General features: G+C 66.1%; 15 protein-coding genes. 9 read left to right on the forward strand and 6 right to left on the reverse strand.

From position 1 onward, the window contains the following. Positions 1–2: 2 nt before the first annotated feature. Positions 3–863 (reverse strand): hypothetical protein, encoded by an 861-nt coding sequence (locus ACZ1A1_RS01285; protein WP_463618429.1) that lies wholly within the window; start codon positions 861–863, stop codon positions 3–5. Positions 864–881: 18 nt separating this feature from the next. Here ACZ1A1_RS01285 and ACZ1A1_RS01290 point away from each other — a divergent pair, with 18 nt between their 5' ends. Then, entirely contained in the window at positions 882–1,577 is a 696-nt protein-coding gene (locus ACZ1A1_RS01290) for a hypothetical protein (RefSeq protein ID WP_463618430.1), read from the forward strand. A 137-nt stretch (positions 1,578–1,714) separates the two neighbouring features. Continuing rightward, positions 1,715–1,897, forward strand: coding sequence for a YegP family protein (locus ACZ1A1_RS01295; RefSeq protein WP_415214187.1), 183 nt, complete (start codon positions 1,715–1,717; stop codon positions 1,895–1,897). A 45-nt stretch (positions 1,898–1,942) separates the two neighbouring features. Here ACZ1A1_RS01295 and ACZ1A1_RS01300 read toward each other — a convergent pair whose 3' ends face one another. Further along, positions 1,943–2,491, reverse strand: coding sequence for a cupin domain-containing protein (locus ACZ1A1_RS01300; protein WP_463618431.1), 549 nt, complete (start codon positions 2,489–2,491; stop codon positions 1,943–1,945). 239 nt (positions 2,492–2,730) lie between these two features. Here ACZ1A1_RS01300 and aptA point away from each other — a divergent pair, with 239 nt between their 5' ends. Continuing rightward, positions 2,731–4,068, forward strand: a complete 1,338-nt coding sequence (aptA, locus tag ACZ1A1_RS01305) for an omega-aminotransferase AptA (protein WP_203317963.1) — start codon at positions 2,731–2,733, stop codon at positions 4,066–4,068. A 57-nt stretch (positions 4,069–4,125) separates the two neighbouring features. Further along, positions 4,126–4,485, forward strand: coding sequence for a winged helix-turn-helix domain-containing protein (locus tag ACZ1A1_RS01310; RefSeq protein ID WP_203317962.1), 360 nt, complete (start codon positions 4,126–4,128; stop codon positions 4,483–4,485). Positions 4,486–4,488: 3 nt separating this feature from the next. Here ACZ1A1_RS01310 and modC read toward each other — a convergent pair whose 3' ends face one another. The 4 genes from modC to ACZ1A1_RS01330 form a co-directional block, all read right to left on the reverse strand. Further along, positions 4,489–5,562: a molybdenum ABC transporter ATP-binding protein gene (gene modC / locus ACZ1A1_RS01315; protein ID WP_463618432.1), complete on the reverse strand. Its 1,074-nt coding sequence runs from the start codon at positions 5,560–5,562 to the stop codon at positions 4,489–4,491. Next, the gene (modB, locus tag ACZ1A1_RS01320; protein ID WP_463618433.1) at positions 5,559–6,260 is read right to left on the reverse strand and encodes a molybdate ABC transporter permease subunit; all 702 of its coding nucleotides are present in this window, start codon (positions 6,258–6,260) and stop codon (positions 5,559–5,561) included. Before modB ends, modC begins: the two co-directional genes overlap by 4 nt. A gap of 238 nt (positions 6,261–6,498) precedes the next feature. Beyond that, a complete protein-coding gene (modA, locus tag ACZ1A1_RS01325) occupies positions 6,499–7,272 on the reverse strand; it encodes a molybdate ABC transporter substrate-binding protein (protein WP_463618434.1) in 774 nt (257 codons plus the stop codon). 170 nt (positions 7,273–7,442) lie between these two features. Further along, a complete protein-coding gene (locus ACZ1A1_RS01330; RefSeq protein WP_463618435.1) occupies positions 7,443–9,167 on the reverse strand; it encodes a type VII secretion target in 1,725 nt (574 codons plus the stop codon). A gap of 364 nt (positions 9,168–9,531) precedes the next feature. Here ACZ1A1_RS01330 and ACZ1A1_RS01335 point away from each other — a divergent pair, with 364 nt between their 5' ends. Genes ACZ1A1_RS01335 through ACZ1A1_RS01355 form a run of 5 tightly spaced genes read left to right on the forward strand, consistent with a single transcriptional unit; the run spans position 9,532 to position 14,450 of the window. Further along, positions 9,532–9,858: an STAS domain-containing protein gene (locus ACZ1A1_RS01335; RefSeq protein ID WP_463618436.1), complete on the forward strand. Its 327-nt coding sequence runs from the start codon at positions 9,532–9,534 to the stop codon at positions 9,856–9,858. Continuing rightward, positions 9,858–10,226: a response regulator gene (locus tag ACZ1A1_RS01340; protein WP_234188031.1), complete on the forward strand. Its 369-nt coding sequence runs from the start codon at positions 9,858–9,860 to the stop codon at positions 10,224–10,226. The genes ACZ1A1_RS01335 and ACZ1A1_RS01340 overlap by 1 nt, the downstream gene beginning before the upstream one ends. Continuing rightward, complete coding sequence (locus ACZ1A1_RS01345) at positions 10,223–12,220, forward strand: chemotaxis protein CheA (protein WP_463618437.1); 1,998 nt, start codon at positions 10,223–10,225, stop codon at positions 12,218–12,220. Before ACZ1A1_RS01340 ends, ACZ1A1_RS01345 begins: the two co-directional genes overlap by 4 nt. Then, the gene (locus ACZ1A1_RS01350) at positions 12,217–12,735 is read left to right on the forward strand and encodes a chemotaxis protein CheW (protein ID WP_463618438.1); all 519 of its coding nucleotides are present in this window, start codon (positions 12,217–12,219) and stop codon (positions 12,733–12,735) included. Before ACZ1A1_RS01345 ends, ACZ1A1_RS01350 begins: the two co-directional genes overlap by 4 nt. Positions 12,736–12,752: 17 nt before the next feature. Continuing rightward, entirely contained in the window at positions 12,753–14,450 is a 1,698-nt protein-coding gene (locus ACZ1A1_RS01355; protein WP_463618439.1) for a methyl-accepting chemotaxis protein, read from the forward strand. Position 14,451: the final 1 nt, after the last annotated feature.

Below are 14,451 nucleotides of genomic sequence, written 5' to 3' on the forward strand. Positions count from 1 at the left end.
TCTCACACGTCCCGATCGTTCCAGAGTGCCACGGCGATGGTGATCGGCAATGAGATGATGGCGGTTTTCGAGGGTTGGAAGATATGGCACCTGATCGGCCGGGTGGAGAGAAGGCCAAGGCCGGCGGCAGCGACATTGCGCGCCGGATCGCATCCCTCACGCCGACGCTGCCCGATAGAAAAGTATCCGACCTTCGCGGAATCTGGCTGAATGCCGTGCGTCTTATCGCAAAGGCCGACCCCGACGATGTCCTCCTTCTGGAGCGCTTTATCGAACGGATCGAGGCCGAATGGGAAAAGCGGGGGGCATCCGCCGGCCTCTCCGACGACGAGTATTTCCAATGGCCGAACACGGAAACGTCCTTCGGCCGGCGCGTCATAACGGTCGGGGAGCGCGATGACACGACCTCCGGCATGCTCGCCTATCTCGAATATCATGTCGGGCGCGAGAAGGGAGAACCGCCCGGCGTCCGGCATGCGATCCTCGATCGCGTCTTCTCCGGAAGCCTCCCGCCGGTCTTCGACAGGGACTATCTGGCGCAGTGGGGCAGCCCGGGTTCGGCCCAGCGCCTTCAGAAGCTGGCGGAAACGCTCGCCGCGCGAGCCAGAAGCTTCAAGCGCCGTCGCAACACCAGCCTGGACGACGCCATTCGCGACTGGGAAGCCGACCTCGACTTTCTTCATGAGAAATATTACGTCGGCAAATTCGGATTTGCCTGGCCGATAAAAAGAACGAGATAGCCCGCTTCCTGCCGCCTCGTCAGCCATGCCGCGCCGTACCCGAAGCGGCCCGGCGACGGTATTTTCGATACCGGCATTGCGCAATCCTCGGCGGCAGGACAGATTCGGCTCGTCCGCCCCCATTTCAAGGATTCCTGCAACGTGCTGCGCAATCTCGATTTCACTTCCTGGCACAGCCTTCTCGTCACGCTGATCGGCCTGGCGCTGTTCACGCTCATCAGCATCGGCATCCGCCTTGTCATGATGGTGACGATCCAGCAGCGGCGGGAGCGGGCGAACCGGCAGATCAACGAGCGCCTGCGCACCCTGATCGCGGCCTACAAGACGCTCGGCGGCTCCTTCACCGGCAATCTCGCGGTCGATCCCACCCATTTGCGCGACCTGCGCCAGAGGGCGGAGCCGCAGGCAACGGTCGAAGGCGACGTCGATCTTTCTGCCAGCTCCGAGCGCAGCCGCCGCATCCGGGACGATGTGGAGGCGGCGCTTTCCGACATCATGCTGCTCGGCACCGAGGAGCAGGTCCGGCTCGCGGAAAAGGCGGTGCGGGAGCTGGTCGCCGGCCGGCCGGTGCACACCCACGACCTCGTCGTCTCCCTTCGCGCCTTCATTCGCGGCGCCCTCGATCTCGATCCGGTTCCCGCGGACCTTGCCATTCCGAGGCAAGGCCCGGCCCGCCCGTCTGGCAGCAGCAGCCGGGGCAAGGCGGAGCGCGGCAAGGAAGGTGCGCGCAGCGGCGGTGGCGGTGGCGGCATGGGTATGGGAGGCGGAGGCGGCATGGGCGGCGGCCTTGGAATGGGCGGGCACCCGGCGGACGACGAGCCGGCGCACAGGCCCTGACGCTCGTCAATAGCGTGCCTGCCCCGCCAACCGGCGCTTTCAATTTGCTGCGGACTTTTCAACCACCGCTCTTGTCAGTGCCCGTTGCCGCTGGCACGGTCAGCCCGTCTGATTCACATTCGGGGAAAAGGAAGCCCATGGCGCACAAGTTCGAAATCTACAAGGACAAGGCCGGCGAATTCCGCGTTCGCTTCAAGTACAACAGCGAGATCATGTTCTCGACGGAAGGCTATTCCAGCAAGGCCAGCGCGCAGAACGCCATTGATTCGATCAAGAAGAACGGCCCCGACGCACCGGTCGAGGACAATAGCCAGGCCTGATCCGCCGTATTTCCCGAAAGCCCGCCCCCGGCGGGCTTTCTTCTTTCAGAAGGTCGGCGGGGTGCAGGCGCTGATGACCTCGCAGGGCACCGGGCCGACGCAGCGGAAGCGGTGCGGGCGGCGGCTTTCGAAATAGTAGGCATCGCCGGGGCCGAGGATGCGGCGCTCGTCGTCGACCGTCACTTCGAGGCGGCCGGACAGCACGATGCCGCCCTCCTCCCCCTCATGCACCAGCGGCACCTTTCCGGTATCGGCGCCGGGCTGGTAGCATTCCTTCAGGATCTGCAGGCTGCGGCCGAAGAGGTTGTCGCCGACCTGGCGATAGGAAATGCCGCCCTTGCCGATCTCCGTCAGCTCGTCCGCCCGGTAGAACGCCTTTCGCGGGCGGTCTGGCTCGAAGGCGAAGAATTCCGCAAGGCCGATCGGGATGCCGTCGAGGATGCGCTTGAGGGCGCCGACCGACGGGTTCGAGGCATTCGATTCGATCAGCGAGATGGTCGAATTGGTGACGCCGGCGCGCTTGGCCAGTTCCCGCTGAGAGAGATTGTGGGCCATGCGCAGATGGCGCAGCCTGCCTCCGATATCGACCGACATGGCACTTCCTGTTTCAGATGTTCGAAATAGCGAAAACTGCTGCTCCTCCATCCTTTATTTTCAATCGTTTGACGTCAACCAGAAAAGGACTTGTTCGGCATGGCAAATCATGGCGTCAATCCCTCAGCCAGAGCATTTCCGCTTTCTCGCGAAAACGCTCTACCCTTTTCGTTTTTCGCAATTCCGGACGCAAAGCCGCTACGCACTTTTGCCGGAATTGCCTTGGGAGGAGATCTGCCATGAACGTTCACAACAAACCCAACGCACCGGTGCTCGACAGCTACTGGATGCCGTTTACCGCCAACCGCCAGTTCAAGGCCGCGCCGCGCCTGCTCGCGAGCGCCGAGGGCATGTATTACACCAGCACCGACGGCCGCACGGTCCTCGACGGCACCGCGGGCCTGTGGTGCTGCAACGCCGGCCATGGCCGCCGGCAGATCGCCGCCGCCGTCGAGCGCCAGCTCACGCAGATGGATTTCGCGCCATCCTTCCAGATGGGCCATCCGATCGCCTTCGACTTCGCCGAGCGCCTTGCCGAAATCGCACCCGGGCCCGAGGGCGCCAAGCTCGACCGCGTGTTCTACACCGGCTCGGGCTCCGAATCGGTCGATACGGCGCTGAAGATCGCCATCGCCTACCAGCGCGCCATCGGCCAGGGCACGCGCACGCGCCTCATCGGCCGCGAGCGCGGCTATCACGGCGTCGGCTTCGGCGGCATCTCGGTCGGCGGCATCGTCAACAACCGCCGCGTCTTCCCGCAGCTTGCCGGCTCGGATCACCTGCGCCACACGCACGACCTCTCCAAGAATGCCTATGTGAAGGGCCAGCCGGAGCATGGCGCGGAACTGGCCGACGACCTCGAACGGCTCGTCGCCCTGCATGGCGCGGAAACCATCGCGGCCTGCATCGTGGAGCCCGTCGCCGGTTCCACGGGCGTCCTCATCCCGCCGAAGGGCTATCTCGAAAAGCTGCGCGCGATCTGCGACAGGCACGGCATCCTCCTGATCTTCGATGAGGTGATCACCGGCTTCGGCCGCCTCGGCGCCGCCTTCGCCACCGACTATTTCGGCGTGACGCCGGACCTCGTGACCACCGCCAAGGGCCTTACCAACGGCGCGATCCCGATGGGCGCGGTCTTCGCCAGCCGCAAGGTGCACGACGCGCTGATGCATGGGCCGGAAAACGCCATCGAGCTTTTCCACGGCTACACCTATTCCGGCCATCCGGCCGCCTGCGCGGCGGGCATCGCGACGCTCGACATCTACCGCGACGAGGGCCTCTTCACCCGCGGCGCCGAGCTGCAGGACGAATGGCACGCGGCGATGCATTCGCTGAAGGGCCTGCCGCACGTCATCGACATCCGCACCATCGGCCTCATCGCCGGCATCGAGCTTGCCCCGCGTGACGGCGCACCGGGCGCGCGCGCCTATGACGTCTTCGTCGACTGCTTCGAGAAGGGCCTGCTGATCCGCGTCACCGGCGATATCATCGCCTTCTCGCCGCCGCTGATCGCCGAGAAGAAGCATTTCGAGGACATCGTCTCGATCCTCGGCGATGCCCTCAAGCGGGCAGCCTGAGCTTTAATCCGCGGAAAACGCTGTTATAACTGGCCCGTATCCATACGGGCCAGTTTCATGTCAGCAGTCGCCAAGACCGAACCGAAGATCATCTTCCGGATCCAGCTCGAGCCGGAAGGGCGCATTGGCCGCGGCAAGATCGAGCTTCTCTCGCATATAAGGGAAACGGGCTCGATCTCGGCGGGCGGACGGGCGATGGACATGTCCTATCGCCGCGCCTGGCTGCTGGTCGACGAGATGAACCGGCTGTTTCGCCAGCCGGTGGTGGAATCGCAGCGCGGCGGCAAGCAGGGCGGCGGCGCGGTGCTGACGCCCTTCGGCGAGGCGCTGATCGCGCATTACCATGCCATGGAGGAGAAGGCGCGCGTGGCGCTTGCCGAGGAGATCGGCTGGCTGGTCGCGAACCTCGCAGACTGATCCCTATTCCAGCGCCACCGTCTTGATGACGGCATGCACCGGCAGGCCGGGCGCAAGGCCGAGCCGTTCGACGGAGAACGCGGTGATGCGGGCGCGGACGTGATCGCCGCCGCAGGCGATGCGCAGGCTCGCCATGCCCTCGCCGTCCGGTTCGATGGTCTCCACCGTGCCTTCGAGGATGTTGAGCGCGGAAAGGCCCTCCGGCCGTACCGTCGCCACCATGACGTCGCGCGCCGGGATGCGCAGGCGCACCGCCTCGCCGGGCGAAACGGCGGCGCCGGGCACGAGGATCGCCGCACCGCCGTCGAGGCGGATGGTGGCAAGGCCATGCGCCGCATCGCGCGCCTCGACGCGGCCGGACAGCACGCTGCCCGCCTCGCGGCGGTCGGCGGCGGAGGCAAGGCGCGGGCCGCCGAGCACGTCGGAGGCCGGCCCGACCGCCTCGACGCGGCCATCCACCATCAGCACGACCCGGTCGGCAAGCCGCGCGACCTCGGCGACGGAATGGCTGACATAGACGATGGGAATGCCTGCCTCGTCGCGCAGGCGCTCCAGATAGGGCAGGATCTCCGCCTTGCGCTCCTCGTCGAGCGCGGCAAGCGGCTCGTCCATCAGCAGGAGGCGCGGGGAAGCAAGCAGCGCGCGGCCGATGGCGACGCGCTGCTTCTCGCCGCCGGAAAGGTTGGCCGGCTGGCGGTCGAGGAGATCGCCGATGCCGAGCAGGCCGACGACGCGGTCCGGGCTTTCCGGGCGCGTGCCCTTCGGCGAGAACCAGCGGCCGTAATTGAGGTTCTGCCGGACGGTCAGGTGCGGGAAGAGCCGCGCCTCCTGGAAGACATAGCCGAAGCGGCGGCGATGCGGCGGCACGAAGACGCCGCGCGCCGTATCGACCAGCACGTCGTCGCCGAGGCGCACGACGCCTTCCGCCGGGCGCGTCAGGCCGGCGATGATGCGGATGAGCGAGGTCTTGCCCGAGCCGGAACGGCCGAAGAGCGCCGTGACCCCGCCATCGGAAGTGAAGGCGGCGTCGAGGGTGAAGGTGCCGAGCCGGTGGCGTGCTTCGACGACGAGGCTCATTCGAGGTTCACCTTGCGGCCGAGGCGCTGGGCGAGGATTTCAGAAGCGAGTAGCGCGACCATGGAAATGGCGATGGCGACGACGGTGAGGCGCATGGCGCCGGCATCGCCGCCCGGCACCTGGGTGAAGGTATAGATGGCGGCCGAGAGCGTCTGTGTCTCGCCGGGAATGTTCGAGACGAAGGTGATGGTCGCGCCGAACTCGCCCATGGCCTTGGCGAAGGCGAGGATCATGCCGGCGATGACGCCGGGCAGGATGAGCGGCAGGGTGATGGTGAGGAAAACCCAGGCGGGGCTGGCGCCGAGCGTGCCGGCCGCTTCCTCCAGCTTGCGGTCCACCGCCTCGATGGAAAGGCGGATGGAGCGCACCATGAGCGGAAAGCCCATGACGCCGCAGGCAAGCGCCGCACCGGTCCAGCGGAAGGAGAGCACGATGCCGAACCATTCGGCGAGCACCGAGCCGATGGGCCCGCGCCGGCCGAACAGGATGAGCAGGATGAAGCCGGTGACGACCGGCGGCAGGATCAGTGGCAGGTGAACGATGCCGTTCAGAAGCGACTTGCCCCAGAAGCGACCGCGCGCCAGCGCCAGCGCGACGAGAATGCCGAGCGGCAGGCTGACGAGCACCGCGACGGTCGAGACCCTGAGGCTCAGCCGGATCGCCGTCCATTCCTCGGAGCTCAGGGCCAACCAGTCCACACTTATTCCTCAAGATGGCGGCGGAAGCCGAGCCAGACAGCCCCTCATCCGCCTGCCGGCACCTTCTCCCCGCAAGCGGGGAGAAGGGGATGCCGCACTGTTTTCCCGAATACCCGATCGGGCACGCCCCCGCCACAAATCCGTTCTCCCCGCTTGCGGGGAGAAGGTCGCGGCAGCGGGATGAGGGGCTGCGCCATCCTGCGCTTACACGAAGCGATCGATATTCGCGAGCCTCGTCCTATTTCAGGATGGTGAAGCCCTGCTCGGTGAAGAAGGGGGCGGCCTTGTCGGACTTCAGGAAATCGAGATAGGCGCCGGCGGCCGGGCTCTGCGATTCCGAAAGGATGGCGACCGGATAGATGATCGGCGGATGGCTGTCTTCCGGGAAGGTGCCGACGACGGCGACGCCCGGATCCGCGGCGGCATCCGTCTCGTAGACGATGCCGTAGGGCGCTTCACCGCGCGAGACGAGCGCGAGCGCGGCGCGCACGCTTTCCGCGCCCGCCACCTTGCCTTCGACGGAGGTCCAGACGCCGAGCTTTTCGAGCGCCGCCTTGCCGTATTTGCCGGCCGGCACGCTGTCCACCGCGCCCATGGCGAGCTTGCCGTCGCCGACGAGGCCGGCAAGGTCGAAGCCTTCCTTGATCTCGACGGTCGAGGCATTGTCCTTCGGCGCGACGAGCACGATGCGGTTGCCGAGAAGGTTGGAACGGGTGTCGTCCTTGATCAGCTTCTTCTCGGCGACGTAGTCCATCCAGGCAAGGTCCGCCGAGATGAAGAGATCGGCGGGCGCAGCCGCCTCGATCTGCTTGGCGAGCGCCGAGCTTGCGGCATAGGAGACGGCCGTCTCGTTGCCGGTTTCCTTCTGCCAAGCAGCATTGGCGGCATCGAGCGCGTTCTTGAGGCTGGCGGCGGCAAAGACGGTGACCTTCTCCGCGGCGGCGGCCGGCAGGGCGAGCGGCATGGCCGCGAAGGCGGCGACGACCAGTTTCAGAAGCAGACGACGGTTCATTCCTGTTCTCCCTTTTCCTGCCCTTGCGGCAACGTCATATCCCCTTGGATATATCGATGTTTCCGGCTTGGCCAGCGCTATATTTTCAAAAATACAGTGAAATAACCTATGGCAAAACGGCCGGAATGACCGGCCGATCGCAGGGTATCGACAATGCGGGAACGAGGGGCTCAGAACAGCGCGTCGTCGAAGAGGTCCTCGTCGCTCCGGGCGGCGGCGGGCGCGGCGGGCATCTCCACTACCGTGCCGAAGACCCGGGCGTGGACCTCGCGTTCGGAAACCATCGTGTAGGTCCGCGCGATCCGGCCGCCAAGGTCGGCGAGCGCCTCCTCGAGGCCGGCGGTGTCCGGCAGGACGGGGCCGATCAGGTCGCCGACGCTCGCGGCGCAATCGGCCAGCACGTCGCCGAGTTCGGCGTTGAAGTCGAGATCGGCGATGGTGCGGCCAGCCTTGGCGGAGATGTCGGCGCTGCAATCGCGCAGGGCCGACATGTCCTCCTCCATGCGGTCGCCCGCGCGGCGGATATGGTCCAGCACCTCCTCAAGCCGGGCATCGAGGGAGCCATCGGCGGCATTGCCGGCCGCCCCGAGCTTGCCGGCATCGCCCTCCAGCGATTGCAGGGCGGCGAGGATGCGCTCGGCGGTCTCGTCGAGCTGGGCGGAAAAGCTGCGCAGTTCCGCCGTCACCACGTTGATCGCGCGCCCCTCCTCGCCGAGCTTGCTGCAGCGCAGATTGGTGTTGAGCGCCATGTAATGGATGTCGGTGCGAACGAGCTGGATGGTCCTCACGCCCTTCAGCAGTTCCTGAACGGTCTCGACCGTGCTCGAACCGAGCGCATTGGCCTTGCCGGCCGCCTGCTCGATATCGCGCACCACAGCGCGGGCGGCATCGATATCGGCTTCCAGCATGCGCATGGCCCGGTCGGCGGAATGGCCGTCACCGGCATCCATGTCGCCGTAAAGCGCCATCAGGGCATCGATATCCGCGCCGAAGCTGCGGATCGTGCCGACGACGGTCCGGCATTCGCGCTCGAAGTCGCGGGCGATCTCGACGAGCTGATCGCGCACCAGGTGGCGCACGAGCGCCGTGAGCCGGCCGCCCGCCTCGCCGTCCAGCGCCGCGGAAGCGAGATATTCCTCCAGGAAGGTGAAGGCGGACTGGCAATGCTCGATGCGCTGGCGGGTGATGTCGCCGATCTGCATGGAGGAGAGCGTCGTCGCGACCTTCGTCTGCACGAGGCGCGCGGAGCTGCCGACCTTGCCGGCAAGCTGCGAGAGATGGCGGCGCTGGGCGGTGAGGTCCGCCGCGTTGCGCGAGAGGTTGCCGGCAATGTCCGGCACGCTGCGGCGGAAGCGCTCCAGCGCCTCCCCGCCCCCGGCGGACGCGGCATCGATCACGCCGCCGAGCGTGCCGATCCGGGCGCCGAGCGCATTGACCTCTCCCGTGCCGAAATGGATGCGCTCGAGGATCTCTTCCGCGAAGCCCGAAAAGTCCGGGATGGCGGCGCCGGTGATCTTGGCGGTGGTGGCGAAGGTGCGCAGGTAGCGCAGCGTCTCCTGCATGTCCGCGATATGGGTGCCGAGCGACTTCTCCGTCACCGCGACGCCGGCAAGGCGCTGCTGGCGGGTCTCCTCGATGGCCGGCAGGGCGGTGAGCTGGTCGACCGTCGCGACCAGCCGGCCGATCGTCGCCTCAGCGGCCTCGTCGTCGAGCGATTGCGACAGGTTCTCCAGCGACGCCACCAGACGGTTGAGCACGTCGAGGACGGCGAGCAGCACGACGCCGCCGTCGAGGAAGCGCTGTTCGATGCGGGAACGGGCCCCCTCGAGACGAAAGACGAGTTCCGCCTCGGCCGTCTGCCGCTCAATGCGGACTGCGCTCGCTGTTCCTGACACGCCATACCCCACTTTCAAGAAACCTGGCCCGACCCTAGGGCGAACAAGGTAACGCGCAGTAAATTCGCATATCCTCATGGAGTAGAATCGGCCTTCAAAAGCCCGTTTTTCGCGCCACTACCCGAGGCTGCACCCATCCCAAGAATTAGGGATTTATAAATAATATCACTAATGTCTAATTATATTTATGTGTTATATTTTTCAACAAGTTATACCGTTAAACTACCTTTGGGTGAGCCGGCGTATTTTTCCCTTTTCGACTACCATTAGATGAATTTGGCAACCGCGCTTTACGGTTCATTAAGCGTATCTGGGAATTCTGGCGCGGGAAATACTCCCTTCAGAAACGTTTATCGGGGCCTCCATGTCCTCCACCCTGCCCGGTGACGCGCCGTTAACCTTGCCGACGACGCTTACCATCAAGAACATATTGGCGGTTCAGGAGCTTATCCTGGACCATCTGGACAATAATCCGGCGGCGATACTTGGTATCGACGAGGAGGCGCAGGTCGACCTCAGCTTCGTCCAGCTCGTCACGGCGGCGCGCAAGCATGCCGAGTCCCGTGCGGGCCGGCTTCTACTTGCACGGCCGGCGGCGGGGGACCTTTACGACGTACTGAAGCGCGGCGGCTTTCTCGACGAGATGACGCCGGACGCCGCGCATTTCTGGCTGCATCAGGAGAAGAATTGATGACCGCGAAAATCTTGACCGTGGACGATTCCGCCAGCATCCGGCTGACGACACGCGTCACCCTCAGCAATGCCGGCTACACCGTGACCGAGGCGGTCGACGGGCTCGACGGCCTCAACAAGCTGAAGGAAGGTGAATACGATCTCGTGGTCACCGACCTCAACATGCCGAACATGGACGGCCTGACGATGATCCGCGAGCTGCGCAAGCTGCCCGCGCATACCGGCGTGCCGGTCATCTTCCTCACCACCGAATCCGACGGCGAACTGAAGGCGCAGGCCAAGGCCGCCGGCGCCACCGGCTGGCTCACCAAGCCGTTCGATCCGGAAAGCCTCGTCAAGATCGCCCGGAAGGTCCTCGGAAAATGAGCAACCCGGACCCGATCTCAGTCTTCCGGACAGAAGCGGCCGAACTGCTGGAACTGATCGAGTCCGGCCTCCTGGACCTCACCCGCAGCCTCGACGACCGCGACCAGATCGACGCGGTCTTCCGGGGCCTGCACACATTGAAGGGGTCGGGCGCGATGTTCGGCTTCGAGGCGCTGGCCGCCTTCACGCACCATTGCGAGACCGCCTTCGACCGCGTGCGCAAGGGCGACGTGCCGGCAACGCACGAGCTGGTCTCGGCGGTGCTGTCCGCGCAGGACCACATGCGCGCCCTGCTCGAAACGCCGAATGGCGACCATGACGCGATGAGCGCGAGCCTCCTCGACAACCTTCACCGCGCCGTCAACGGCGCGGGCTCGCCCGCCTCCGCGGCAAGCGTCGCCACCGCTGCCGCTCCGGTGACCGAAGCACCCGGCGGCATGCGCGAATGGCGCATCCGCTTCAACCTGCCGGTCAACGCCATGGCGAACGGCACCAATCCGCTCGGCCTGCTCGACGAGATGCGCGACCTCGGCGAATGCCGGATCGTCGCCGATGCGGCGAAGGTGCCCGAACTTGCCGAGCTCGACCCGCGCGACATCCACCTTTCCTGGGACGTGACGCTGAAGACCGACAAGCCGCGCAGCGACATCGAGGACGTCTTCATCTTCGTCATGGACGACATGGAGCTGGAGATCACCGAGATCGCCGTCGAGAGTCCGGCCGCAACACCCGAGGCCGCTCCCCTGCCGAAGGCGGTGGTGGTGACGGAGCGGGAAGCGCCGGCGGTACAGGCGACCAACGATTCCAGGCAGGCGAAGTCCGCCGAGAACGTCCGCGTCCCCGCCGAGCGGCTCGACGAGATGATGGACCGCGTCGGCGAGCTCGTCATCGCCCAGTCCCGCCTAACCCAGCTTGCGGGCGCGGCGGCCGACCTTGGCCTTCGCTCCGTCTCGGAGGAGATCGAGCGCCTTTCCGGCGAATTGCGCGACACGATGATGGTGCTGCGCATGATGCCGGTCGCCAGCCTCTTCAGCCGCTTCCGCCGCCTCGTGCACGACCTGTCGCGCGAGACCGGCAAGGAAATCGAGCTCATCACCGAGGGCGAGAGCACCGAGGTCGACAAGACGGTCATCGACCGCCTCGCCGATCCGCTCGTCCATCTCGTGCGTAACTCCATCGACCACGGCCTCGAAAAGCCCGAGGAGCGCATCGCCGCCGGCAAGGACGCGAAGGGCAAGGTGCTCCTCTCGGCCCACCAGACGGGCGGCGAGGTCATCATCACCATCAAGGACGACGGCCGCGGCATCAACCGCGAGCGCGTGCGCGCCAAGGCCGAGGCCTCGGGCCTCATCCAGCCGGGCCAGGCGCTCTCCGACCCGGAGCTGCTGCAGCTCATCTTCCAGCCGGGCTTCTCCACCGCCCAGCAGGTCACCAACCTTTCCGGCCGCGGCGTCGGCATGGATGTGGTGAAGAAGACGGTGGAAGCGCTGCGCGGGGCGATCGACATCGCCAGCAAGCCGGGCGACGGTTCGGAAGTTTCGCTGCGCATCCCGCTGACGCTCGCCATCATCGACGGCCTGCTCGTGCGCGTCGGAGAGGGCTGCTACGTCATCCCGCTCTCGGCGGTCGAGGAGTGCCTGGAGCTCTCGCTGGAAGACGACCTGCGCTCGCGCGGGCGCTCCTTCATCTCGCTGCGCGACAGCCTCGTGCCGTTCCTGCGCCTGCGCGAACTCTTCCGCACCGGCACCCAGCCCGATCCGCACCAGAAGGTCGTCGTCATCTCGACCGGCTCCGAGCGTGTCGGCCTCGTCGTCGACCAGATCATCGGCGACCACCAGACGGTCATCAAATCCATGTCCAAGCTGCACCATGACGTCGCCACCTTCTCGGGCGCGACCATCCTCGGGGACGGCAGCGTTGCGCTGATCCTCGACGTCACCCACCTGGTCGCGGCCGGACAGCACCAGGAGGCGCAAATGCGGGCGGCAGGATGAGCGAAGCGGCACGGAGACTCGACCACGACACGATCTGGGGCGCGCAGGAGGACCTTTCCGTCCTCACCTTCAACCTCAACGGCGAGACCTTCGCCATCGAGGCGACGGTCGTGCAGGAGATCCTCGACCTTCTGCCGGAAACCCACGTTCCCGGCAGCAAGCCCTTCGTTTCCAGCGTCATCAACTTCCGCGGCAAGGTGATCCCCCTCGCCGACATCCGCCTTGCCTTCGGCATGGACGCGACGGAAACCACCATCGACAGCCGCATCGTCGTCATCGAGCTCGACCTCGACGACGAGCCGACGCTGGTCGGCATCCGCACCGACAAGGTCAACGAAGTCACGACCCTTCCGAAGGTCGCCAGCGAGCCGCCGCCGAGCGTCGGCATGCGCTGGCGTCCCGACTACATCAACTGCCTCGTCAAGCGGGGCGGCGAATTCATCATCGTTCCAAACCTGCACGCGATCTTTTCCGCCCGGAAGGAACGCTCCGGCACGGCGCAAACGCCGAACTAGGCACCCAGGAGAGACCCATGCGCTTCACCATCAAACTCAAGCTGTTCCTGACATTCGGGTTCATGATCGCGGTGCTCGTCGGCACCGCGGGCTACGGCATCATGAGCCTCGGCGGCCTCAATACGACGCTCAGCGACGTGCTGAACGGCCCGGCCGAGCGCCTGAAGCTCACCCAGTCGCTGAACAACCTGCAACTCCAGCAGATCCGCCAGCAGAAGAACATGCTGTCTTCCGCAAGCACCACCGAGACCAACCGCTATATCGGCCTCAGCGACGAGGCACGCAAGGAATTCGACGCGACCTTGGGGCAGATCCTCGCCAAGGCGACGGAACAGGGCAAGGTGATGTGGGACAAGCTCTCCTCCTTCACCGCCGACTTCCGCCGCAATGACGACCGCATCCGCGCCCTGGCGCTCGCCGGCGACATGGACGGCGCGACGCGCCTTTCGAACAACGACGCCCGCGCCGTGACCAACGAGATCGACAAGCTGCTCGACGAGGTGGTCAAGCTGGAAGACAGCCGCCTCGACGAAGCGGAAGTCGCGGCCGAGGCGCAGTACCAGAGCACCCGCACGCTCATGGTCACGGCCGCCGCCATCGCGGTCCTCATCGCGGTGCTTGCGGCCATCTGGATCGTGCTGTCGATCAACCGCGGCCTCGGCCGTGCGTCGAGCGCCGTACAGGCCGTCGCCGACGGCGACCTTACCCGCTTTGCCGACATCACCACGAAGGACGAGATCGGCGACATGCTCGGCCATGTCAACACGATGATCGAGCGCCTGCGCGGCGTCGTGGCCGATGCGCTTTCCGCCTCCGAGAACGTCTCGTCCGGCAGCCAGGAACTCTCCTCCAGCTCCGAACAGCTCTCGCAGGGCGCGACCGAGCAGGCTTCCTCCGCCGAAGAGGCCTCCGCCTCGATGGAAGAGATGGCCGCCAACATCAAGCAGAACGCCGACAACGCCGCCCAGACCGAGAAGATCGCCCGCCAGTCCGCGAAGGACGCGGAAGCTTCCGGCGAAGCGGTCGGCCGCGCCGTCGGCGCCATGCGCACCATCGCGGAGAAGATCTCCATCGTGCAGGAAATCGCCCGCCAGACGGACCTTCTCGCCCTCAACGCCGCGGTGGAAGCCGCCCGCGCCGGCGAGCACGGCAAGGGCTTTGCCGTCGTCGCCTCGGAAGTGCGCAAGCTCGCCGAGCGCAGCCAGGCGGCGGCGGCCGAGATCAGCACGCTGTCCGGCCAGACCGTCTCCGTCGCCACCGAGGCCGGCGACATGCTGAACCGGCTGGTGCCCGATATCCGCAAGACCGCCGAGCTGGTCTCCGAGATCTCCGCCGCCTGCCGCGAGCAGGATATCGGCGCCTCGCAGATCAACGAGGCGATCCAGCAGCTCGACAAGGTGACGCAGCAGAATGCCGGTGCGTCGGAAGAGATGTCCGGCACCTCGGAGGAGCTCGCCGCCCAGGCCGAGGAACTGCAGACCTCCATCGCCTTCTTCCGCGTCGACAGTGCCGCCCGCAAGGAACCGAACCATGCCGACCGGCTGCGGGCGACCGCCGCGAAGATGGCCGCTCCCGCCGCCAAGCGTCCGGCTGCGAGCCCTGTCCATCGCCCCGCGCCGGCAAGCGCCAAGGCGGCGCGCGGCAACGGCTTTTCCCTCGACATGTCGATGGGCGGCCCGGATGCCGACGACGCGGACTTCAGAGAAAGCGCTTGAT

The organism is Shinella sp. R2-11 (assembly GCF_055330205.1).